The following is a 22917-nucleotide window of genomic DNA, read 5'->3' as shown; positions in this document are numbered from 1 at the left end:
CTCCCCACCCAGCGGGCACACCAAGCAGCTCACAACGACCATCCCGAAACCAGAGGCGCACGACCGCAACACCGTGAACACACATTGCGCCTGCGTGCTCCCCTGTGCATCAAAGAATCGCATTCTGATGGTTTACGGAGACCCGATAAATTTGCGAGGGCGCGAGAGAGAAGAGGACCGCAATAGGGACCTTCCGCTCTGAATTCATTAACATCTTCCTATGACGCGCCCAGACATAGCGGAACAGTCGGCAAGTCACCTCATTCCCGCGCAGAGTCATGCGCTGGACGTACCGAACGTGCGTAACTTCCGCGATGCCGGAATCTCCTCACTGAAGACCGGCCTGCTCTTCAGGTCAGGGTCACTCAACCGCCTCACCGACGCTGGGGTGGAACGCATCCGCGAACTCGGCATCCGCACCGTGATCGACCTGCGCAGCGGTGCCGAGAACAACGTCTGGCCTGGCCAGAAGCAAGGTCTGGAGGTCACGTGGATCGCGCTACCCGCTCTGCCGGACCGGGCCGGGCTCAAGCGGATGGGGCTGAGCGACTTCTCGGGGTTCGACGGGAAGGACTGGCCGGTGGATCCCGGGAGGCTCTACCCGTTCATGGCGGTCTACGCCGGGCCCGCCATCGCGCGGCTGGTCAAAGAGCTCAGCCGTCCAGACGTCGCGCCGGCGGTCGTCCAGTGCGCCGTCGGCAAGGACCGGACGGGTCTGGCCATGGCCGTGATCCAGTCACTGCTCGGCGTGGCCTGGCAGGACATCGTCGCGGACTTCGTCCAGTCCAACATCGAGCTCGCCCTCGCAGCCGGCCCTACCTCCTTCGTCGACGAGGCGGGAGTGACGCGGTACTCGCACCCCGTGTCCGAAGAACTTCTCCGGTCCGCCATGGAGATCATCACCGCTGACCACGACGACCTCGCCGCCTACCTCCAGGCGCACGGGGCGACACCGCAAGACCTCACCGCGCTGCGGTCACTGCTCCTGCCCTGACAGAGTGCCGACCGTCTGCGGCCCACCGCCCACAAGAGCGGCGGGCCGCAAAGCAACTGGCGACTCTGCGCCATCTTGCGGGTGACGCTCCGTGCCGAGAAGGTCACCCACAGGCCGCGCAAGAGACGCGTGGAACTCGTGCTCGCTGATCGGCCCCAGTCAAAAGAGGTCGTCTCCCGGGCACGTCCCGAAATTACCGATCTTGAAAACGGCGCGCTTTCCACACCATGGTGTCGACTTCAGCGACCTTGGGCCGCCGCAGCTCCCGGCTCCGCTAGGCTCGCTCGGGTTGCAGGACGGACTCTGGATGTCCTGGCATAAATGAGTGCTGCGCGGTGCGCGCGAGCCAAATGGCGATCAAGGTGTGGGAGCGACGGCAATGACTGATGCGTCAGGTGGTGCTGTCGCACTGACAGGGGGTCGCATGGCGTCGGAAGTCCTCCGAAGGGACGACACGGTACTTAGGCCCGCGTCGGATTCCTCGGAATTCATGGCTTCCCTTCTGAAAATCTTCGAGCAGCAGAATTTCCTTGGGGCTCCGAAATACCTGGGTCAGGTGGACGGCAAAGACATCCTCTCCTATATCGAGGGCGACGTTCCGGCGAAATTCCAGCCCTGGTCCAACGACCAGGTGAGGGCAGCGGCCCGTCTTCTGCGTGAGATGCACGACGCCACGCGGGGAAGTGATCTGGCCGGCCGGTTCGACGTGGTGTGCCACCACGACCCGGGGCCGAACAACTACGTCTTCCAGGACGGTGTTCCGGTCGCGCTCATCGACTTCGAGCAGGCTGCTCCAGGAGGTCGGTTGGAGGACGTCGCGTACATGGCCTGGACGTGGTCGATCTCGTCCAAGCAGGTCATGCCCCTGGAGGACCAGGCGGCACAGGTACGGCTCATCGCCGACGTGTACGGGCTGGAGGACGCCGAGCGCCGCGCCCTGGTCGACTGCATCCTCGAGCGCCAGTCGCGCAACGTCCGCTTCTGGGCGGAGTTCTTGGCACACCCGGAGACTGCCCCTGCTGCTCCGGACGTCCTGGCCGATCGGATCGCCTGGAGCAAGCGGGAGCATCACTTCGTCTACGCGCACCGTGAGGTCTTCGACCGGGCGCTGGCCTGACGTTCGGGCTCAGCCGCCGGCCTGCGGGGCGGGGTGGCTCGGCGCCGGGGGGAGCCCGAACATGGCCCCGCTGGTGCGGGCGAGCTGAGCGATGTCGACGGTCCGTCCGTCACGGCTCACGAACGGTGGTACGGGATGGTCGAGGGGCGGGTTGGCCAGGAAGAGCACGGTCAGGCGTCGCGGGAGCCGGTGGTTGCGGACCTGGTGGTAGAGCGGGGGGATATCGTCACCGGTCATCGTGGTGAGGAGGCTGCCGGGCATCGCCAGGAGCTGGCTGTCGTGGACCGGGACGGAGCTCATCCGCCCGTCGGTTTCGATCTCCAGTCCCGGGCCGTCGGCGACGGCCAGCGTGAGCAGGTGACCGTCCTCGTGCCGGTCCTGCAGCAGGTCGCGGTCGCTGGGGTGGTACCAGTTGATCTCGAGGTAGGAGTAGTCGCGGAACGGCAGGGCCTCTTCCCGCTGTTGCCCGTAGTGGGCCGCCAGCTCGGCGAGCACGTTCTCGGTGATGGCGGCGGCCACGGCCCAGTAGTCGCGGAGCGCCTGGAGAAACGGCGTGACGGTGGGCGCGTCGTGGTGCGGGACTGTGGCGGGGTTGTCCGCCCAGTAGGTGAAGCTCTCGTTCATGTCGGGCCGGTCAGGGCTGATGGAGTACTGACGCCCGTACGGGCGGAAGCCGTAGGTGAAGTCGGCGCTGCCGTGGTTGCGCTTGACGGCCTCGTCCTGGATGAAGAAGTCGGTGGCCGCCGTGTGCAGCGCGGTCAGGGCCTTGGCGGCGTCCGCGGGCAGGTCGATAGTGGCGCGGGCGTGTGCGAGAAGCTCGGCGGTGATGGCGCTCGGGGTCATGGCGGACTCCTTCGGGCGGGCGCGTTCGGTGGGGCGGCCGGTCACAGGAAGTAGAGACGGCTGAGAGCGGTGTGCTCGGCGGGCGGCGAGCTGATGGGGGTGTCGTCGAGGGTGACGCGGCCGTCGCCGGGGTCGACCCGGACGTGGCCGGTGCGGTCGTTGAGGCGCATGGTGGCCAGCCCGATGCTGCGGGTGTCGCGGACGGGGACGCGGCGGCGGCGGGTGGGCAGCTGGTCGGCACCGCTGGCGTGGGCGGCCTGGCTAACGAAGGCGACGGACAGGTCGGCCGCGGTCTCCCCGAACGCGCCGAACTGCGGCCCCAGCACGAGGGGTTGGCAGGTCTCGGTGGAGGCGTTGGGGTCTCCCGTGACCCCGTAGGCGGGGTACCCAGCCTTGAGGACGAGGTGGGGCTTGGCGCCGAAGTAGCGGGGGTCCCACAGCACGATGTCGGCAAGGCGCCCGGGGGTGAGGGCGCCGATCTCGTGGGCCATGCCGTGGGCGAGGGCGGGATTGATGGTGAGCTTGGCGACGTAGCGCAGGATGCGCTCGTTGTCGTCGGTGGTCGGCTCGGGATCGAGGGTCTTCATCTTGGCGGCGACGGCGAACGTGCGGCGCACGGTCTCGCCGATGCGGCCCATGGCCTGAGAGTCCGAGGACGTGATGGGGATGACGCCGAGGTCGTGGAGGACGTCTTCGGCGCCGAGGGTGCCGGTGCGGATCCGGTCGGCAGCCAGGCGCAGGGCGTCGGGGCTGCCGGGGTCGAGCCGGTGGACGGTGGCGATCATGTGGAGGTGTTCGGCGGCGGTGTCGCGGGTGAAGGGCAGGCCGGGGTTGGTGGATGAGCCGATGATGTTGGGGACGCCGGCCATCTGCAGCACGTTGGGGGCGTGTCCGCCGCCGCAGCCTTCGACGTGGAAGGCGTGCAGGGTGCGGCCGGCGATGACGGCGAGGGTGTCGTTGACGTAGAGGGCCTCGTTGAGGGTGTCGCTGTGCAGGGCGACTTGGACGTCGTGTTCGTCGGCGACGGTCAGTGCGGTGTCGAGGGCGCGGGCGTGGGCGCCCATGTCCTCGTGGACCTTGAAGCCGGACGCGCCGCCTTCGGCCAGGGCCCGGACGAGTCCGGCGGGGTGGGAGCTTGAGCCTCGGGCCAGCAGGGCGATGTTCACGGGCCAGGCGTCGAAGGCGCGCAGGGCGTGGTGCAGTTCGGTGGGGGCGGTCACGCCGCAGCCCCAGGTCGGGCCGAAGTTCTGGCTCACGACGGTGGTGACGCCGGCGGCGAGGGCGGCGTCCAGGATGCGCGGGGAGACGAGGTGGACGTGGGTGTCGACGATGCCGGGGGTGGCGATGAGGCCTTCCCCGGCGATGACGGTGGTGCCGGTGCCCACGACGACGTCGACCGCGTCGAGGGTGTCCGGGTTTCCAGCCCGGCCGATCGAGTGGATGCGGCCGTCCTTGATGCCGAGGGATACCTTGCGGATGCCGGCGACCGGGTCGACCAGGACCACGTTGGAGACGACGAGCTCGCAGGTATCGGGGGCGAGTTCGGCCTTCATGTGCATGCCGTCGCGGGCCGTCTTGGCGTAGCCGGTCACGAACTCCTCACCGCGCAGCTGCGCGTCGTCCTCCACGCGTAGGATCAGGCCGGTGTCGGCGAGGCGGATCCGGTCGCCGATGGTGGGGCCGTGGAGCTCGGTGTAACGCAGGCTGCTCATACGGGGTGGCCTTCCTGGGCGGTGGCGGAGCCGGTGTCGAGGTAGCCGTCGGTGTGGGCGCGGTGCAGGCTCCTCTCGTGTGCGCCGGGCGCGTCCAGGGGGCCGTCGACGAGTCCGGCGAAGCCGATGACGATGCGGTCGCCGCCCAGCGGGGTGAGGGTCACGGTCCGGGGTGTGCCGGGGTCGAAGACGGTGACCGAGCCGACCGGGAGGGCCAGGCGGGTGCCGTAGGCGGCGGCGCGGTCGAAGGCGAGAACCCGGTTCGCTTCGAAGAAGTGGTAGTGGCTGCTGACGCTGACGGGCACGTCGCCGGTGTTGGTGACCGTGATCGTGACCGGGGCGGCGTAGTCGGGGGCAAGGGCGGGGGCGGCAAGGACGGCGCCGGGCGCGGTCTGCGGGTCGTCGGCTGCCGGGATGGGGTCGGTGATGACGATGAGCTTGGTGCCGTCGTCGAAGACGGCCTCGACCTGGATCTCGGTGAGCAGGTGCGGCACGCCGGGCAGGACGTCGGCGGCGGTGAGGACCTGGCGGGCCTCGGTTGCCGCTTCGTCCACGCGGGCTCCGTCCCGGGCGGCCTCGCAGGCGGCGTGGGCGATGAGCGCGGTCGCCTCGGGCACGTTGAGCCGCAGACCACGGCCGCGGCGTTCCCGGGCGAGCAGGGTGGCCAGGTACAGCTGGAGCCGGTCGCTCTCGGCGGGGGTCAGGCGCATGCGGTCCTCCTCGGTGCGGCACGGTGGGCTGGCGGGGTGGCTATTCGCCGATGACGACGCCGCAGGCCTTGGCGTGGGCGCGGATCGTCACGCGGGCTTCGGCGAGTTCCTCGAAGGACACCTCGGGCATCAGCGCGGCGGCGTAGTCACGCATAGCGTCCTCCGGGGGGATGACGGCCTGCCCGCTCCAGCGCTGGGCGATCTTGGTGAGGACCGGCTCGCAGGCGATGCTCAGGCCCAGCCGGGATGCGGCGGCCTGCGCGGCGGCCGGGTCGGTCAGGTAGGTGTAGTCGCGGGCGCCGGGCTGCGGGGAGAGCACCTCGACGTCGACCGCGGAGAAGACGCCGCGGGTGCCGCCCTCGGAGATCAGCGCGAGGATCCGCTGCAGGTTCTCCTCCAACAGGGCCCGGGTCATGCCGATATGGCCGACGACGAAGCCGGCCCGGATGAGCAGGCCGTGGTCGCGGGCGACGGTGATGGCCGTCGAGTTCTTTTCGTACAGCCGCTCGGCCTCGACCAGGACGTCGCGGCGGCGGCCGCCGACAGGCTTGTTCATCGCCGCCAGCGACAGGGGCGCCCCGGCGTCCATCCCGATCATGATCTGGCGTACGCCGAGGCCGGTGAGCAGTGCGGTGCGCCGCGGGTCGGCGATGCCGTCGGCGCGCCCGTAGCCGACCAGCACGGGCCGGTCAGTGTTCGGGAGTGCCTTCCACCAGGCGGGCTGGGTGGCGTTCATGGCGGTGAGGAGCTTGGCGAACGTGAGGGGCAGTTCGTCGGCGGTCAGGTAGAGGTAGTCGTAGTCGGCCGTGACGGCGGCTTCCACGACGTCCCAGGCCTGGGCGGCGGTCAGTTGGTTGCGCCACAGCATCCCGGGGTGGATGGAGCAGAAGCTGCAGGCGTCGTCGCCCGCGAATTTGACGCAGCCGCGGCCGATCTCGACGGGGACGCCGGCGCTCACCTTGCGGCCCAGCAGCTCGTGCAGGCGCGGCGCGATGCGCTGCTGGAAGTGCCCGGTGTAGAGGGGGGTCTGATGGAAGGCTCGGTCCACGAGGGAGTAGTCGAATCCCGTGAACACGGGCTCGGCGCCGGGCGGGGTGAGGTGCGCGCCGCCGCCGGTGCGGTGGACGAGGCCGGGGAAGGCGCCGGGGTCGATGTCCGCGCCGGTGCGCAGGGCGGCGATCAGGCGGGTGAAGGGGCCGATGATCTCGTTGCCGACGAACCCGTAGTCCAGGCAGGGCGCGGCGGCCATGCACTCGCGCCACAGGGAGGAGAAGTGGTCGTTGCCCGCGACGGTGGTGATGTGCGGGTCGGTGTCCTTGGTGTGGCGGGCGATGAGTACGCCGGCCTCGAAGTTCGCGGTGAGCATGCCCAGGCAGACCGCCAGGATGCGATCGGCGTGTTCGGTGATGTAGGTCAGGACGTCCCCGAGGTCGATGACCGTGCCGTCGATGTAGAGCGGGGTGAGCTGAGGGTTCTTCTCCAGGGCGGAGGCGAGGGACAGGGCGCCCAGGCACAGGAAGTCCGACCAGTCACTGTGCTCCTCGGGCCGGGTCACGGTCAGCAGATGTCCGTCGATGACGGTGTTGGAGTTGGGCGGGACGATGACGAGGACCTGATCGCGGGGCATGGCGGGTCACCTTTCTGCTCGGGGCGAGGACTGCGGTGCGGCGCATTCGGCGGCTCAACGCCCGGCGACCTCCGGCCAGCGCTGCTCCAGGTCCCGCGCGCTGCGGGCGAGGACGGCGTGCGAACGGGAGGAGTTGGCGGGCAGATGACCTTCCTGGCGCCACTGGTAGCGGCGCAGGGCGACGAGGACGGCCGCGTGCAGCGCGGCGTCCCGGACCAGAGCAGAGTCGAGGACGATGCCGCTTCCGGTGCGGTAGCCGCGCATCAGGCGGCGTGCACGCCGTACCGAGAACCCGGTGGAGGAGCAGCACAGGCCGATCAGCGCCATGCCGACATCGACGACCGGAAGGTCCGCGGAGCAGTCCTCCCAGTCGATGAGGACGACTCCACCGCTGCCCGTGACGATGACGTTGTCCGGGAACACATCGGCGTGCACCGCCACGAGCGACTCGCTCTCGCTCTGCGCGGTCACGTGGGCGACGGCTCGGTGGGTGGCGCGGGCCCACCGGGCGAAGGGGGTGTCGGGCAGGTTGGCGAGGAGCGCCGCCTCGGAGCTGGTCAGCCGAAGGTGGGGCGTCAGCGTCGCGTCCGGCGCCGGTACGGTGCGGTGGGTGCGGCCCAGGACGGTGCCGACGTCCTCGACGAGATGCGGCGGGAGCACCGCGTGGTGGCGGCCGGGGATGTAGCCGCACACGATCACGGGGTGCCCGGTATGGCTGGTGACCCAGCCGCCGTCACGGTGCCGGCGCAGGCGTGGGGCCGGGATGTCGGCCTGCTCCAGCCGGTGCAGGAAGCGGGCGTACTCCTCGGCGGCCTCCGGGGCCTTCTTGCGGAGCTGGGTGATCACGACCAGGCCGTGAGGGGTCTCGGCGAGCGCGTGGGTGTTCTCCATGCCGCCGAGTAGCGGTCGCAACCCCGACGGAGTCAGCCCGTACGCGTCGAGGACCGCGGTGAGGCCGGGGTCCGTGGTCTGTGCGCGGTGGCCCGGGGTCATGTCCTCACCCCTGGGTGACGGAAGGCGCTGGTGATGGCGGCGACGGTGGGGTGCCCGGCGGTGACGGCGGCGATGGCCTGGTCGAGGTGGCCCAGCGCCATGCGGATCTGCGGCGGCGTGAACGTGCCGGCCTGGTAGGTGAGCGTGCCGCTCAGGGCCCCGGCCCGCTCCTCGATGACCCAGCGCTGTTCGATGGTGGTGGGCGCCGTCCGCGGGCCGGTCTCCTCCATGTCGATGTCCTGGCAGTCCGCTCCGTCCAGGGTCAGCGTGTGGGTGCGCATGGTGTTGAGGGCGAGGGTGACCTGATACAGCGGGGCCGCGCCCTGGTGCAGGTCCCGCTTGAGGTCCTGGATGGGCAGGGCCTGGTGCTCAAGAGCCTGGCGTACGGCCTCGTTCGCGGCCTCGGTCAGCCCGGCGGCGGTCAGCTCGGGGTGGAGTCGGAGCCGGATCACCGCGGTGTTGACGAAGTAGCCGATCAGGTGCTCGGTGTCCGGCCGGGCCCGGTTGGAGATCATCATTCCGATGCGGATGTCGGTGGCCGCGCTCTGGTGGTGAAGGAGCAGGGCGAGCGCGGCGAGGAACGGGCCGGCGAGCGGGCCGCGTGCGCCGCCACGTGCGCTGGCGCGAAGACCACGGACAGCAGGGGCGGGAATGTGGACGCGCTGGACGTTGACCGGGCGCCGCCCGGTGTCCTGCTCGACCGGCTCGCGGGTGAAGGCCATGGCCGGGCCAAGATGTTGGAGGCGCTCTCGCCAGAAGGTGAGTTGGCGGCCCAGCTGCGGGCTGCGGCGTTCGGTGCGCATGTCGCGGCTCACGGCGGCGAAGGTGCGCGGCAGTGGCGGCAGGTCGGCGGGGCGGCCGGTGCGGGCGGCGTTGTAGAGCTCGGCGAGGTCGCGGTAGAGGATGCCGATCGACCATCCGTCGCTGACGAAGTGGTGGATCTGCAGGAGCAGGACGTGCCGGTGCTCGCCGAGGCGGATCAGGTGGGTGCGGAAGAGAGGATCGATGCGCGGGTCGACGTGGAGCGGCTGGCTCTGGGCGAGCAGCGTCTCCCGGCTCGGATGGGTGCCGTGGGACAGGAGGCTGTGGTGCACCTGGTCGGGCAGGGAGCCGGCGACGAGCTGGATCGGGGTTGTGTCGGCCAGGCGGTGCAGGCGGGTACACAGGGCGGGTTGCCGGATGATCAGCGCGGATACGGCTCGCTGCAGGGCTCGGGTGTCCAGCGGGCCGTCGATGAGGACGGCGCCAGTGTCGATCGGCCGCAACCGGGTCGGCTCACCGAGCTCGGGCCAGACCCCGCCGGGGCGCGCGAACTCATCGGCGATCAGCCGCTCTTGCCCCGGGGAGAGCGGCGCCGTCTCCACGATCACCGACCGGGCCGTCATGCGCTTTCCTCCGTCCCGTTGGTCCCGTCGGCGGGGATGCCGCCGAGCAGGGTGTGCAGCAGGACGAGGCGCTCGCCCTCGGGCAGCAGCCAGCGCACCGGGTCGAAGTCGACGCCGTGCACCGGGCACAGCCCGAGATCGGCCTCGGCGGCCCGCTGGCACAGCAGCTGCCCCATGTATCCGGCGTTCAGGAGGGCGAGCGGCTCGGCGTCCGGCCCGTACAAGGGCGCGGAGTCGGTGGGGTCGGTGACGAGGAACAGGGCGAAGGCGGCGCTCATGGCCGCAGGCCGGTTGACCGGGCCCAGGTGCACGGCCGCCGGATCGAGGTCGATGCCGGTGGCCTGTGCGATGAGGTCATGAGCGTCGGGGTGGTAGCGGTAGACGCCGCCGTCCAGACCGGCCACACGTCCGGGGTTCGCGTAGAGGTGGAGTTGGACGCTGTAGAGCCCGCCGGCCGAGGGGTACAGGAAGCCGCTGCGCCCGGGGGCCGGGTCGCGGCGCAGGCTCTCCAGCAGGTGTCCCAGTGCGTCGGCCGTCACGGGCTGGTCGCTGAAGCGACGCGGGGTGAAGCGCCGGGCACGGGGGGATGTCGCGCTGGGCGGCGCGGCGGGCAATATCCGGTGGGCTGGAGCGGGCGGGTAGGCGGGCCGGGCGGAGCGGAAGGTCTCCCGTTCTTCGGGGTCGGTGAGCGTCGGGAGGGCCGTCCACGGCGAGGTGTCCGTCACTGCCGTGGGGAGATGGTCCGTGCGGTCGCCGTCGGTGTGCTGGAGCAGGGTGCGCAGGGTGGGGGCCTGGTAGAACTCGGTGAGGTTCGGTCGCAGACCGGTGTGCTGCTCGACGAGGTTGGCCATGCGGATGACGTCGATGCTGGTCAGTCCGGCATCCAGGAGGTCGTCGTCGATGCCTGCGGGGGCGGGCAACAGCGCGCACAACGCGTCCTGCAGGGGCCCGGTGTGCTCCGCTCCCCCGCGTTCCGGGGCGGGCGCGGTCGGGTCGGGCTGGGGGACGGCGCGCGCGAGTTCCGCGCGGTCGATCTTGCCGGTCGCGGTGCGCGGCAGGTCCGTCCGCTGGGTGAGGGTGGCCGGGAGCATGTGGGCGGGCAGGCGCTGGGCGAGCTCGGCACGCAGGTCGGGCAGCAGGCGTGTAGAGACGACGACGGAGTGCAGGCGCCGGTCGGTCCGCTCGCCGGTGACGATCACGGCGGCCTGTTCGACGCCGTCCAGAGCTCCCAGGGCGGTCTCGACTTCGCGGAGTTCGACGCGGTAGCCGCGGATTTTGACCTGGTCGTCGCGGCGGCCGAGGAACTCGATCGTGCCGCCTGGCAGGAGGCGTCCCCAGTCCCCTGTGCGATACCAGGTCTGACCGGTGCGGCCGTCGAAGACGAACGCGGTCTCGGTCAGCTCGGGTTCGCCCCAGTAGCCGAGGGCGGTGCCGTGGCCGGTGATGTGGATCTGACCGGGGGCCCAGACCGGGCAGGGCAGCAGATTCTCGTCGAGGACCTGGACGCGCTGGCCGGTCATGGAGGCGCCGTAGGGGATGCTGGCCCATCCGTCCTCGATGTCTCCGATCTCGTGGAGGATCGACCAGATGGAGCCCTCCGTGGCTCCGCCCAGGGAGATGATCTGGCACTCCCCCGAGCGGTCCCGCAGCTGGCCGGGGAGCGCAAGCGGGATCCAGTCGCCGCTGAGCAGCCACAACCGAACTGATTTCAGGCTGTCTTCGGGGGTGGCGGGCAGGGCCTCGAGCAGCAGCCCCGCCAGGGTGGGCACCGAGTTCCACACGGTGACGCCGCAGGTGCGGATCAGCCGGACCCAGGCGGCCGGATCGGTGCGCTCCTCTCGGTTGGGCAATACGAGGGTGGCTCCGGCGGCGAGTGCACCGAACAGGTCGTACACGGCCAGGTCGAATGTGAACGGACTCGCCCCGAGCAGCACGTCGCAGGCGCCGACGTCGTAGCGGCGGCTGATGTCGAGCACGGTGTTCAGGGCTCCGAGGTGGGAGATCATCACGCCCTTGGGCCGGCCCGTCGAACCGGACGTGAAGATGACGTACGCGAGGTCGGTGTCCTTACGGGGCCGCGGGCCGGGCTGCTCCCCGGACGGAGCCGGGTGGCCGTCGTCGATGACGATGACCCGCGTGGGCAGCGGGGCGAGTCGGTCGGCCGCCGTGCGGTGCGTCAGCACCAGCTGTGCGCCGGTGTGGGTCAGAAGGTCGTCGATGCGCTGGGCGGGCCAGGAGGCGTCCATGGGGACGTAGGCGTACCCCGCGAGCAGCACGCCGAGGGCCGCGATGGCCTGTTCCGCCCCGGGGTCGCAGGCCAGGGCGATCAAGTCACCGTCGGGCGGCGCGGCGCTGATCAGGGCGGCCACCTCGCGGGCGCGGTCGTGGACGTCGCCGTAGGTCAGCGTCCGGCCGCCGCACCGCAGCGCGACCCGTTCGGGGTGGTCTCGGACGCGGTCCAGGAAGGGCTGGTGCAGAAGCTGCCCGCCGCCGAGCGGCCCGGGGAGCTCCACGGGGGCGGCCGGCAGGACGAGGTGCGGACGCTCACAAGCCGCCGGGTCCTCGATCAGGGTGCGCAGCACGGCGGTGTGTTCGTCCATCAGGGCCTGGACGAAGCCCTCGGGCAGTGCTCGGGCGAGGGTGTCGAGGTTGATCACCAACTGGCCGGCGGCCTCGTAGGTCTGGTAGTCGAGCAGGACCTGCGGGGTCTGTCCGATGCCGTGGACGATCCGGCCGGGGAACGGGCCAGGGTCCTCCCCGGGCACCTCCATGTCGAGGGTGCTGGTGAACACTACGGGCGCACCGGCTATCCCCTGGGGGGTGCCGCGAAGGTCGCGCAGCACGTCGACGCCGCTGTAGGTGCTGTGGTCCAAGTCCGCCCACAGCTGGTGCTGCAGCGTGCGCAGCCGCTCGGCGAACGTCGCCCCCGACAGGTCCACGCTCGTCAGAACGGTGGAGGTGAAGTCGCCGACGACCTGGTTGATCTGCGGGTGGATCGGCGGCCGGTTGTAGACGGTGACGTTGATCAGGAAGGAGCGGGTGTTGGTGAAGCGGCCGAGGCTGTCGCTGAATGCGGCAAGCAGGAGCGCGGACAGCGTTGTCCCGTGGGCGGCGGCCACGGCCCGCAGTGCCCTGAGCTCCTCGGGCGCCCACAGGGACTGCAGGCGGTGGAAGCGGGGATGGTCGTCGCCGCGGTGGGTCGGAAGGACCGGCAGCGGTGCCGGTGCGGGCAGCTCGGGCAGGCGGGCGCGCCAGTGGGCGCGGTCGCGGCCGTAGCGGTCGCTGGACGTCACGGTGTGCTGGTGGGCGACGTAGTCCGCGAACGTCATGGTGAGCGGCGACAGTTCGGTGTCCGGGTCCCGGTAGAGGGCGGTGGCTTCGCGGTAGAGGATCTGCCAGCTCAGGGCGTCGCCGATGAGGAGGTCGAAGGACAGGAACAGCCGGGTCACGCCGTCGGGCAGGAGGGCGGCTTCGATCGTGAAGAGCGGCCAGGCGGCGGTGTCGCGGCGCGGGTGGGACAGCCGGGTGCGGGCGGCTTCGAGGTGATTCCCGCAGTCGGCGCTCTGCCGCAGATCCAGGGTGCGGATCTCGTACGGAGCCACGGTGGGCAGGATCTGCTGCCGCCCGTCCTTCGTGATCACGGCGCGAAGCATGGGATGCCGGTCGATCAGGGTGCGCCACACGCGGGCGAGCCGGTCGACATTGAGGTGAGGCATCTCCACCTCGGCGTACAGGTGGGAATCGACGCCGCCGAGGTCGAAGTCGTCGCGGCGGCCAGCCCAGTAGGCCTGCTGGATGCCGGTCAGCGCGAAGGGCTCGTTGCTCTCGCCCATGCTCGCGGGCAGCGGGGGCAGCGCGCCGGGAGGCTCGGCGCCGGTGGCGCCCAGGACGAGCTTGCGCAGAAGCTGGGCCAGGGCCCGCGGGGTGGGCGCCTGGAGGACGGCGCCGAGGGGGAGGTCGACGGCAAACGCGGTCCGCAGCCGGGTGACCAGGCGCAGCGCCAGCAGGGAGTGCCCGCCGGCGGCGAGGAAGTCGGTGTCGGGTTCCGCGGGGTGGCCCAGCAGTGCGGTGAAGTGGGCGACGACGACGGTGAGGGCCGGATCCTGGCCGTACTCCGCCGCACTGCCGGAGCTCGTCGGCTGCGGCGGGGCGTCGGGGAACGGCGCGAGGGCCGCGGTGTACGTGGCGAGGTCGCCGACCTCGTCCTGGGTGCTGGGCTTCAGCCGGGCGAGCAGGGCGCACATCACGTCCAGGGCCGCGCCCGCCTGCTCGTCGCTGATCTGGGAGCGGTCGTTGACCAGGCGCAGTCGCAGTCCGGTCGTCATCTCCACGACCAGGGTCAGGGCGTGGCGGGTGCGGCCGCCGTACGCCTGGATTCCCGCAGCATCCAGAACGAGGAGCCCGCCGTCCTCCTCCGCGTCGGCCGGGTGTGCGGGCGTGTGAGGGTAGTTGGCGATGGCGATGACGTTGTCGTACAGGCTCTGTCCTTCGGGAATTCCGCCCCAGGTGTGCAGGTCGGCGGAGGAGCAGCCGCTGTGCTGGTCGGCGCGGGTCAGTTCGTCGTGGACGCGGCTGATCCACGCGCCGACGTTCTCGTGCGGGTCGGGCGGGCAGCGTAGGGGCACGGTCGAGGCCAGCGGGCCCGCGAGGGTCGCGGCGTCCGGGTAGGGGCGGGATCGCCCGGAGACGGTGACGCCGAGCGCTGTGTCCGCCCGGTCGCGCTGGCGGGCGGCGATCAGGCTCCAGCAGGCCACCAGAGCCGCGGAGGCGGTGGTGCCGTGTACCTGAGTGAAGGCGGTGAGGTCCGCGACCAGCGTGTCGGGCAGGTCACGGGTGTGCGAGGCGAACCTGTCGGCGCTCTGGGCTGGGGGTGTGCGCGGCAGCGGGGCGCAGCCCGGGTATCCGTCGAGGTGCTTGGTCCAGTGGGCCTGTTGCTGCTCGCGGGGCTGTCCGGCCAACCAGTCGGCGTACGGGCCGAACGGCGGCTGCGGGGCTGGGCAGGAGCGGGTGTTGTAGCGGTGCAGGAGTTCGGTGGCGAGAAGCAGGTGGGCGCGGCCGTCGAGGATCGCGTGGTGGTGGCTCCACACGAGCTGGTGGCGTCGGGCGTCGAGGTGTTGGACGGCCAGGCGCAGCAGCGGTGGGCGGTGCAGTTCGAAGGGGGTGTACCGCTGGCGGTGGAGGAGCAAGTCGAGGTCAGCGCGCTGCTCGGTGTCGGTCTTGCCGCTGCTGTCGCACTGCTCGATGGGTAACTCGGCGCTGGCGCAGACGACTTGCCGCGGCTCACTAGAGAGGTCCCAGAGCAGGGCGGTGCGCAGGATCTCGTGGTCCGTGACCATCTGTGTGGCCACGGCCTGCAGTCGGGCGAGGTCGAGCGGGCCGGTCAGCGGGAAGACGGTCTGCTCGACGAATACGGCGGTGTCGGGGCTGGTGAGGGTACCCAGCAGGAAGCCCTGTTGCGCGGGCGTCGTGGGGTAGAGCGCGCTGAAGGCGGTGTTACTCATGGTCCCTCGATTCCGAAGGCAGCGGTGATCTCGGCCAGTTCGTGGGCGGTGGCAATGCCGGCGCCCGGTGACGGGAGCGCTGCGGCGTGGCGGGCGAAGGCCGCGACAAGGCGGGTCACGGTGGCGTCGGGCATCCAGCTCGGGCAGGCCCGCCAGCGGATCTGGAGCGCGCCGGGCTGGGTAAAGCAGACGACTTCCAGCCCGAAGAGCGGCCCAGCCGCTCCGATGGGCGGCAGCTCCAGCGCCCCTTCCGGAAGTTCACCGAGGTAGTTCAGGGCGAGGGGTGCCAACGCCCCATGCGGTGCCGGGGAGGTCGGGGAGGTGTTCTCGAGCTGGGTGTGCACCGCGCCGACTAGGGCGGCCGGGTCGGCCAGCAAGGCACGTGCGGCGTGCACGGGGTGCAGGGAGGTGAGCCAGCCGACCGTGGCGGCGAGGTCGTGCCCGGCGCGGTCACGCCCGTGGAGCTCCACGCACAGTGCGGCGGGCAGGTCCGGCCGGACCTCGGCGACGGCGGCGAGCAGCGCACTGGCCAGGAGCGCGAGCGGTCGGCGTGAGGACTCTTTCCGTGCCGTGATCAGCGTGTCGCGGACGTCCGGGCCCAGGCGGGAGGCCGTGGTGCGCGGGCTGTCGGTGAGCCACGGCCCGGTGGGCAGCTCGGGCACGTGCTGGGCCGACTTCAGCCAGTGGACGTATCCGTCGTCGCTCGCCGCCGGGTGCGAGGCGGGGTGGTCGTAGGCGTGCCACAGATCGTGGGTGAGGATCTGCAGAGAGACGAGGTCGGCGACCAGGTGGTGGACGATCCAGGCGATCCGGGGCGCGCCCCCACCGCCGATCAAGACGAGGTCGACGAGCGGACTCGTCAGGCCGAGGTGCCCCTCGCGCTCGGCCAGGCCGCGGTCCACGACCTTGTCGTGGTCCCCGGCCTGATGCCCACTCAGGTCCAGGAGGTGGATGCCGCGCGCGGTGAACGGGGCGAGCCGGGCCGACCAGCCTCCGCTGTCCGCGAAGGAGAAGGTGGAGCGCAGCGCCGGATGCCGGCGCACGACCGTTTCGTACGCCTGCTGCAGCCGGATCGGATCGACGTTCTGGTGCGGCGCCGCGGCCAAGTACCGCAGGGTCCAGGTCCCGGGTACCGGCCGGCTGGTGAGGACGGCGGTCTGCAGGGCACTGAGCGGAACGGGCCCGTCGGCAACCGGGGCCTCGTCGACGGCCTGGGCGGTGGTGAGAACCTCCGCAATCCGGCCGAGGGTGCGGTGGTGCAGTACGTCGTGAACGGTCAGGCGCAGGCCGGCCCGCTGTACGGCGCTGGCGTAGAGGACGGCTTTGAGGGAGTCGCCACCGCTGGAGAAGAAGTTGGCTTCCTTGCTGTGCGGCGGCTCGCCCAGGACGTCGGTCCACAGCCGGGCGAGGGTGCCCAGGACCGGATCGTCGTGGTCTGGCAGGCCTCCGCGGTCGGCGGGGGCTGGGTCCGGATTGGGGGGTTGGGCCAGGGTGCGGCGGTCGACCTTGCCGCTCGGCTGCAGGGGCAGGGCGTCCAGAACGTGCAGGTGGTCGGGGCGGGCGTAGAAGGGCAGTTGCCGTTCGCACAGGGTCCGGGCCACCTCGATGACGCTGTCCTTCTGTGCCGTGGTCGCGGGGACGAGGAAGGCGCTCAGGACCGGGGTCCCGGTCGCGTTGGTGCGGGTGGCAACGACGGCGGCGTCGGCGATGGACGGGGCACCGGTCAGGACGGCTTCGATCTCGGCAGGTTCCACGCGGTAGCCGTGGATCTTCAGCTGGTCGTCGATCCGGCCGAGCACCTCCAGGTGGCCGTCGGGCCGGATCCGGGCGAGGTCACCGGTGCGGTAGGCGTGCTCACCCCGCGTGTCGGTGGAGAAGCGGGCGGCGGTCTCCTGGGGCCGGTCCTGGTATCCGGCGGCCACTTGGGGCCCGTTCACGACGAGTTCCCCCGTACCGCCGGGCGGGATGGGTTCGTTGGTGTCCGGGGTGCGCAGTTCCACGGTGGTGTTCCACACCGGCCGACCGATGGGCACCGGGTCCGGAACGGGTGTGCCGCAGCGGAAGGTGTAGGCGGTGCAGCCGACGGTGGCCTCGGTCGGCCCGTACTCGTTGGTCACCGTGAGGCCGGGCACGTCCAACCCCGACAGGGCATGGCTGGTCAGCTGCTCGCCGCCGACCACCAGGTGCCGCACTGCTCGGCCCAGTTGCTCGCCGGTGAGGAGCTTGGTCAGCAGCTTCAGTCCGCCGGGGGTCACCTTCAGCGGACTCAGGTCCCGCGCTTCGCTGAGCGTCCGGGCCACGTCTACCGGGTCGTCGGACGGCACGAGATGGACGCGCTGCCCGGTCATGAGCGGCAGCAGCAGGCCGGTGACGGTCAGGTCGGCGCCGATCGAGGAGTGGACCAGGGTCCCGGTGCCGCCCGCGGTGTCGTAGTGGTGGGAGGCCCAGGTCAAGTACTGCATCAGCGCGCCGTGGGTGATCGGAACGCCCTTGGGCCGGCCGGTCGTTCCGGAGGTGTAGATGAGGTAGGCAGTGCCGGAGAGCCGGGTGCGCGACGAGAGCCCCGCCGTTGAAGTGGTCACCGTGGGCGGCTCGTCGGCGCGGAGCTCGGCCAGCCCGGCCGGGGTCGGCAGACCGGTGGTGTCCGCGTCGGTGATCAGCAGCCGGGGTGCGGCATCGGCGAGGAGGTCGTCGATGCGGGCGGGCGGCCAGGTGGGATCGAGAGGTACGTAGTGGGCGCCGCAGCGCCATGCGGCCAGCAGCGCGGTCAGCATCGGGATGCGGCGGCTCGTGCACACGGCGATTCGGTCGCCTGGCGCGACACCCCGTTCGTGCAGGACCTCGGACAGTGCGGCGCTGGTGTCCTGAAGATTCCGGTAGCTGACCTGGGTGCGGTCATCCGCGGCCGCCGGGGCGGTCGGGGTGCGGTCGGCCTGGGCGTCGAAGGCCTCCAGGATCGTGCGGACGGGCGCGGGGCGAGTGGCCCCGGACATGCGGCTCGGGAGTGTCCCGGGGGCGTGGAGGTCAGACATCTCGGGTGGTCTCCTGTCCGTTCAGGTCGGGCAGACGCCGGGCCAGCTGAGGCGGAGCGGGGTGAGGCGGACGCAGGGCGGCGCGCAGGTGGTCCAGGGGCAGGCCAGGCCGGGAACTGACGGCGTGAAGGACGAGCGGGTAGGCCTCGGTGAACCAGTCGGCACGGTCGGGCCCGTGAGTCTGGGCGTCGATGCGCAGAAGGGCACTCGCACCCTCGGGGTGCTCTTGGAGGTCGAGCATCAGCGGGTAGGGCTGCGGCCACTGTGCGGGTTCGACGGGGGTGACCCGGCAGTTATGCAGGGTGAGGGGGTGGGACGGAGGCGGCTGCAGCGTGAAGAGGTTGTCGAACAGGCCGCCCGAGGCCGGGTGGGCTTGGGTGAGCAGCCCGTACGGCACCTCGGAATGGCGCAGTGCGCGCGTGCTGGCGCCGATCGCCGCCGTGAGGTGGGCGCCGAGGTGGGAGGACCAGTCGATGCCGGTGCGGATGGGCACCAGGTTCGTGAAGAAGCCGACCGTGCCCGTGTAGGCCGGGTCCTGCCGGTTGGCCACGGGGCTGCCGCTGATCAGCGTCGTGGCGTCACTCGCCGCAGCCAGGAGTAGCTGGTAGGCGGCCAGGTAGAGATGGAACGGCGTGGTCGCACGGCTTTGGGCGGCGGCGCGTACGCGTTGGGTCAGCGGCAGGTCCAGGGCGAACCGCACATGATGCGGCGCCGGGACCGTCTCGTGCGGGAGCGCGAGTACTGGTCCCACCGGCGTGGTTGGGAGCGGTCCGAGGGTGTGGTGGATCTTCTCGACGGCCGCGCGGAAGTCGCCCCGATCGATGCGGTCGGCCAGGGACCTTTGGTAATCCGCGAACGGTGCCGGCGTCGCGGTCTCCAGTGCGTCGGGGGCGGCGTAGGTGGCACTGAGGTCCCGGTGCAGAACGTCCATGGACCAGCCGTCGCAGGCGCTGTGATGCGCTGCCATCAGGAGGAGGTGGTCATCGGGCGCCAGGCGGAGCACGGCAGCCCGCAGCATCGGCCCCGCCTGGAGGTCGAACCGCGCCGCGAAGAATGCGCGCGCGGCCTTCTCGGCCGCCGCGTCGCACCCGGCTGCCGAGTGGGCCGTGAGGTCCCCGAACTCGAGGTTGAAAGTGCTGGGCGGCATCAGGTGGCAGCGGAGGCGTCCGTCGCTGCCGTCTAGCGCGGTGCGCAGCGCCGGATGCCGTGCCACGACGGTCTGAAACGCATGGCGAAGACGGCCGGTGTCTAGGGGCCCGGTGATGTGGTGGGCAGTGGGGATGATCTGGCTGTTGCCGTGCACCTGGATGTGCTCGGCGGCCCAGATCCGCGCCTGTCCCAGGGACGGGACCGCCTGCTCACCCACGTCAGCGGGGGCCGCGGGGGCCGGCTCAATGGGGCGCGACAGGCGGGCGCAGCCCCGAACGGTGGGCTGATGCAGCAGGTCCCCGATGGCGAGGTGTACGCCGGCCCCGTGCAGTCGGACGCAGATCACCGCCGCGGTGAGTGAGTCGCAGCCCAGGGCAAACAGGTCGTCCAAGGCACCGATGGGCTGGACACCGAGGGTCTCCTCCCACACGACGGTGATCTGGCGCTCGGTGGCGGTCTCTGGAGCGACGAACACGGTCGAGAGTGCGTCCTGTTCTCCTGGCTGGGTGACGGCGGCAGCGCGGTGCGCGACGTCGAGGGACACGGGCCAGCGAACGTGCCCGCGGTCAGTAGCGTGAGCACGGCTCGATTGGAGGCGGGGCGGGTGCGGTCGCGGGGCCTCGATCTCCCGCCAGTCCGCGCGCACCAAACGCGCCCGGTCGAGTAGGGCTCCGATAGGAGGTGATGTCGCGGCGAAGTACGTGTGTGCGGTGCGGACGAAGGCGTGGGCCGGCTGGTTGCGGGGGCCCGACGCGGCGCGCAACTCGACCGCGCTCAGTCCCGTGGTGGCCGCCTGCTCCCCCAGGACCTGGAGCAGTCGCCACTCCACGTTGCGGCCCAAGGCCCGGCAGCTGAGGAAGAAGTCGCGGACGCGCAGGATCCCGGCATCGGCATCGGCATCGGCGAAGGCGAACCCGACCAGCCCGTAGTCACCGAACCGGTCGTGTACCCGGACGGTGAGGGCGGTGCCCGGCCCAGTGAGGAGCTGGCGCACCGTGGCCGGGGTGTGGCGGCGCAGGAGGAGATTGAACTGAGTGGTACGCGCGGCCAGTTGGGAGATCCGGTCGACGTCGGCTGTGGCCGCTGGTGCGATCTCCACCGTCAGGTCCAGCTCCCGCAGGTAGGCGGCGAGATCGGGAGTCCGGTCGGCGGCGGCGCGGCGCGCGGCTTCCTGGGTGATCAGCCGGGCACGGGCGCGGTCCTCTTCGGTGGTGGTGCCGTCGAGGGCCAGCTGCCAGGTGGCGCGCAGAGCTTTCGGGATGGCGGTGGGATCCGCCGGGATGTCTACGACGGTCATCGCCGGATGCTGCAGGGCGACCTCGGTCCGCTCTGCGGGGCTGTCGTCGATGAACACCAGGCTCTCGGTGGCGAAGCCCAGGTCCTCGGCGATCACGGTCACCGCCTCCGATTTGCGGCCCCAGGTGGCTTGAACGGCCACGAAGTCGTCCAGGCGCAGCGGCATGTCGGGGTGTGCGGCGAATACCGCGTGCAGGTCGTCGAGGTTGTTGCGTGAGCACAAGGCGAGGGCGCGGCCGGCTCGGTGCTGCTGGCGTAAGAACTCCTGCACCTCGCGGTAGGGGCCGCTGGTGTCGACGTGTTCGGGGCCAACCTCGCCGCAGACCCCGCCCCACAGTGTGTTGTCCGCGTCTACGACCAGCGCTTTGGTCACCGGCCGGTCTGGTGCCGTTATGCGGCGCAGCAAGGTCTCTGCCCAGGCCAGAGGTACACCGTCAGCGGGGGGATCGACCCACGCCAGGCCGTGTGCGGCTGCTTCGGCGCGGGCTTGTGCCATGTCGCCGTCGGCGGTGCCGGGCACAGCGGTGACCACGACGGGGAGGGTGGAGGATGCGGCCCAGTGGGCGGCGGTCGCGATCTGCCGTGTGACCCATGGCTTTGCTGTCCGGGATTGGTTGGGGCGCCGGGCGTAGAGCATGCGGATCTCGGATCCGGCGAACAGGGCGTCCTGCTCCACGGTGGTGTGGAATCCGTTCGCGCGCAGCAGCGCGACCATGCGTTCCAGTCGGCTGGCGATGTCGTGTACCTCGACGACGACCTGGTCGATGAGCGGCCAGTGTTCCGGGTCGATGCCGAGCAGCACGTCCTCCTCGGCGCGCTCGACGTCCACCTTCAGCAGGTTGATCCGGTCGATGTCCTGTTCCCGGACCCACTCGGACAGGCGCCGTACCGGGACGGTCAGCGTCTGCGGCTGTGCGGTGCGCTGGTGGATCGCTGGGGCGAGGGCCTCGGCGACCTGGTCCTTCAGTGCGGCGGCGATCGCCGTGCGCCCGTCGGTCTGCTGACGGGCGTAGACGCGTACGACCTCCTCGTCGGCTGCGGGGTCGGCGTACAACCCGGATTGGAGGGAGGACTGGGGGTAGTACGTGAAGTCCGCCTGGCCGCTGTGGCGTCCGAGCGCCGCTCGCTCCACGCGCGCGGTCAGCCCGTGGGCACGGATGTTCGTCTCGAGGACGTCGGCCACGGCAGGGACGGGCTCGAAGGCGTGGATCTGGAGCTGGGATGCCTGGGAGGCGGCAAACAGCGTGAAGATGCCGATGTTCGCGCCGACGTCGAGGATCACGTCGCTGTCGTGGATCTGGATGCCGGCGCGCAGGTACTGAGCCCGGACGATGATCTCGTCGATCAGCTCGCGCGTCTCGTTCGCGTTGAGCTCTGCGATCGGTGTCCCGTCCGGGAGCCGGCCTGCCAGTTCGACGCTGCTGATCCCGGCCAGCCGGGTCTCCGGCCCGGCGGGCAGATCCAGGCCGGGGGCGATCACGGCCACATTCGCGCCCCAACGCTGGGGTTCCAGGATGCCCGGCGAAGGCTCGGCGACGTGCGCTTCTTCAGGTTCGATGCGGCGCGCCCTCAACGGCAGGCCGATCGTCGTGCCCCACGCGCTCAGCGAGGCGGCGAGGTCAGCAATGCTCGTAGAAGTGATCACCCTGATGTCGAAGCTGGCGGCCCTGACTGCACTGGCGAGATCCGTCAGAGACAGTGCGGGGTCATGACAGACGGCGGTCAGGACCGTCGTCGCCTGCTGAAGGAGCGCCTCCAACCGGGCTTCGTCCGAGTGCTCGCGAGGGGCGGACAGGGCCCACTCCACGCCCTCGTCCGTCATGGCCGCCGCACAGCGCAAGGGCAGGTCTTCCGGCAGCTGGCGTCCTTGCGGGCCCCTGCCGTCGCCGAAGCTGAATCCGGGAAAGGTCCCGGCATCGATCAGCTCGCGCAGTTCACCCAGCTGCCCCGAGGGCCGTTGGGGCTGCCGAATCGACCAGAAACGCGTGTGCTCCAGCAGGTCACGCGCCGGTTCGATGTGCAGAGACCACAAGAGCGGCTGCGTCTGGCCCGTGGCCGGCAGAGCGACGACGGGGGTCTCCGTACCGCTGTTCAGCGCGAGCACGAACGCGTAGACCGTGCGCTGCAGCAGCTCCGCGTCCCGGTTTCCAAACGCCGCGGACCAGGACGACCGGGCGCACACGACCCTCCGGGCCGTGACGTAGGCGGCCTCGTGGCTCGGCGCGGAGTCCGGCACTAGCGGGCCTGTCGATCCTGGCGTACGGCGCTGTGCAGGGTCGAGCGGTGGCGTGGGCACTGTTCCCCCTATGGCCAGACCATCGTGGTGAGGCAGCGCACTTGCGAACGAAGTGGTGGTGGACCTGCGTTGAGTGCGTTGAGCAACTGTGCAGTCAGGCAACGGGCTTGACCTCCCCATAGGAAAGCCCCCGCCGCTCCGTGCAGGAAGGGCGCAGGCGTCATCTCCGGTGGCCTTCCTGTCATCCCGGTGTCATCCAGCGCAGCGACCCTCTCCCGTGCGGCCGTACCTCCGGCGACACTGGTGAGCACGGCAAGCCCGG

11 protein-coding genes are annotated in these 22917 nt (G+C 70.9%); 2 read left to right on the top strand and 9 right to left on the bottom strand.

Annotated features, from left to right (window positions below; genetic code table 11):
- The first annotated feature begins 220 nt into the window (after positions 1 to 220).
- Positions 221 to 994: a tyrosine-protein phosphatase gene (locus tag OG883_RS43360; protein ID WP_266553823.1), complete on the top strand. Its 774-nt coding sequence runs from the start codon at positions 221 to 223 to the stop codon at positions 992 to 994.
- Positions 995 to 1484: 490 nt separating this feature from the next.
- Positions 1485 to 2111: a phosphotransferase gene (locus OG883_RS43355; RefSeq protein ID WP_266553821.1), complete on the top strand. Its 627-nt coding sequence runs from the start codon at positions 1485 to 1487 to the stop codon at positions 2109 to 2111.
- 9 nt (positions 2112 to 2120) lie between these two features.
- On the opposite strand, the gene OG883_RS43350 is transcribed toward OG883_RS43355, so the two are convergent.
- The 9 genes from OG883_RS43350 to OG883_RS43310 are packed head-to-tail and all read right to left on the bottom strand — an operon-like array spanning position 2121 to position 22595.
- Positions 2121 to 2954, bottom strand: coding sequence for a hypothetical protein (locus tag OG883_RS43350; RefSeq protein WP_266553819.1), 834 nt, complete (start codon positions 2952 to 2954; stop codon positions 2121 to 2123).
- Positions 2955 to 2995: 41 nt separating this feature from the next.
- Positions 2996 to 4666 carry an urease subunit alpha gene (locus tag OG883_RS43345; protein ID WP_266553817.1) on the bottom strand — a complete coding sequence of 557 codons (1671 nt, stop codon included), beginning with the start codon at positions 4664 to 4666 and terminating at the stop codon, positions 2996 to 2998.
- Positions 4663 to 5376, bottom strand: a complete 714-nt coding sequence (ureA, locus tag OG883_RS43340) for an urease subunit gamma (RefSeq protein ID WP_266553815.1) — start codon at positions 5374 to 5376, stop codon at positions 4663 to 4665. Before ureA ends, OG883_RS43345 begins: the two co-directional genes overlap by 4 nt.
- Positions 5377 to 5416: 40 nt before the next feature.
- Positions 5417 to 7003, bottom strand: coding sequence for a radical SAM protein (locus OG883_RS43335; protein WP_266553813.1), 1587 nt, complete (start codon positions 7001 to 7003; stop codon positions 5417 to 5419).
- A 54-nt stretch (positions 7004 to 7057) separates the two neighbouring features.
- Complete coding sequence (locus tag OG883_RS43330) at positions 7058 to 7996, bottom strand: phosphotransferase enzyme family protein (RefSeq protein WP_266553811.1); 939 nt, start codon at positions 7994 to 7996, stop codon at positions 7058 to 7060.
- Positions 7993 to 9381: a condensation domain-containing protein gene (locus tag OG883_RS43325; protein WP_266553809.1), complete on the bottom strand. Its 1389-nt coding sequence runs from the start codon at positions 9379 to 9381 to the stop codon at positions 7993 to 7995. Before OG883_RS43325 ends, OG883_RS43330 begins: the two co-directional genes overlap by 4 nt.
- The gene (locus tag OG883_RS43320; protein ID WP_266553807.1) at positions 9378 to 14882 is read right to left on the bottom strand and encodes a non-ribosomal peptide synthetase; all 5505 of its coding nucleotides are present in this window, start codon (positions 14880 to 14882) and stop codon (positions 9378 to 9380) included. Before OG883_RS43320 ends, OG883_RS43325 begins: the two co-directional genes overlap by 4 nt.
- Positions 14879 to 17914, bottom strand: a complete 3036-nt coding sequence (locus OG883_RS43315; protein WP_266553805.1) for an amino acid adenylation domain-containing protein — start codon at positions 17912 to 17914, stop codon at positions 14879 to 14881. The genes OG883_RS43320 and OG883_RS43315 overlap by 4 nt, the downstream gene beginning before the upstream one ends.
- Positions 17907 to 22595, bottom strand: coding sequence for an FkbM family methyltransferase (locus tag OG883_RS43310; protein WP_266553803.1), 4689 nt, complete (start codon positions 22593 to 22595; stop codon positions 17907 to 17909). Before OG883_RS43310 ends, OG883_RS43315 begins: the two co-directional genes overlap by 8 nt.
- Between the last annotated feature and the right edge of the window lie 322 nt (positions 22596 to 22917).

The organism is Streptomyces sp. NBC_01142 (assembly GCF_026341125.1).
Taxonomy (GTDB): domain Bacteria; phylum Actinomycetota; class Actinomycetes; order Streptomycetales; family Streptomycetaceae; genus Streptomyces.
The sequence above is the reverse complement of the archived record's forward strand: the minus strand, read 5'-3'. Positions and strand labels throughout refer to the sequence as shown.

What these genes read in the sequence shown, in the direction of transcription:
- OG883_RS43330 (WP_266553811.1), bottom strand. Translation starts at nt 7,996, where the DNA reads ATGACCCCGGGCCACCGCGCACAGACCACGGACCCCGGCCTCACCGCG.
- OG883_RS43345 (WP_266553817.1), bottom strand. Translation starts at nt 4,666, where the DNA reads ATGAGCAGCCTGCGTTACACCGAGCTCCACGGCCCCACCATCGGCGAC.
- OG883_RS43325 (WP_266553809.1), bottom strand. Translation starts at nt 9,381, where the DNA reads ATGACGGCCCGGTCGGTGATCGTGGAGACGGCGCCGCTCTCCCCGGGG.
- OG883_RS43320 (WP_266553807.1), bottom strand. Translation starts at nt 14,882, where the DNA reads ATGAGTAACACCGCCTTCAGCGCGCTCTACCCCACGACGCCCGCGCAA.
- OG883_RS43355 (WP_266553821.1), top strand. Translation starts at nt 1,485, where the DNA reads ATGGCTTCCCTTCTGAAAATCTTCGAGCAGCAGAATTTCCTTGGGGCT.
- OG883_RS43350 (WP_266553819.1), bottom strand. Translation starts at nt 2,954, where the DNA reads ATGACCCCGAGCGCCATCACCGCCGAGCTTCTCGCACACGCCCGCGCC.
- OG883_RS43315 (WP_266553805.1), bottom strand. Translation starts at nt 17,914, where the DNA reads ATGTCTGACCTCCACGCCCCCGGGACACTCCCGAGCCGCATGTCCGGG.
- OG883_RS43360 (WP_266553823.1), top strand. Translation starts at nt 221, where the DNA reads ATGACGCGCCCAGACATAGCGGAACAGTCGGCAAGTCACCTCATTCCC.
- OG883_RS43335 (WP_266553813.1), bottom strand. Translation starts at nt 7,003, where the DNA reads ATGCCCCGCGATCAGGTCCTCGTCATCGTCCCGCCCAACTCCAACACC.
- ureA (WP_266553815.1), bottom strand. Translation starts at nt 5,376, where the DNA reads ATGCGCCTGACCCCCGCCGAGAGCGACCGGCTCCAGCTGTACCTGGCC.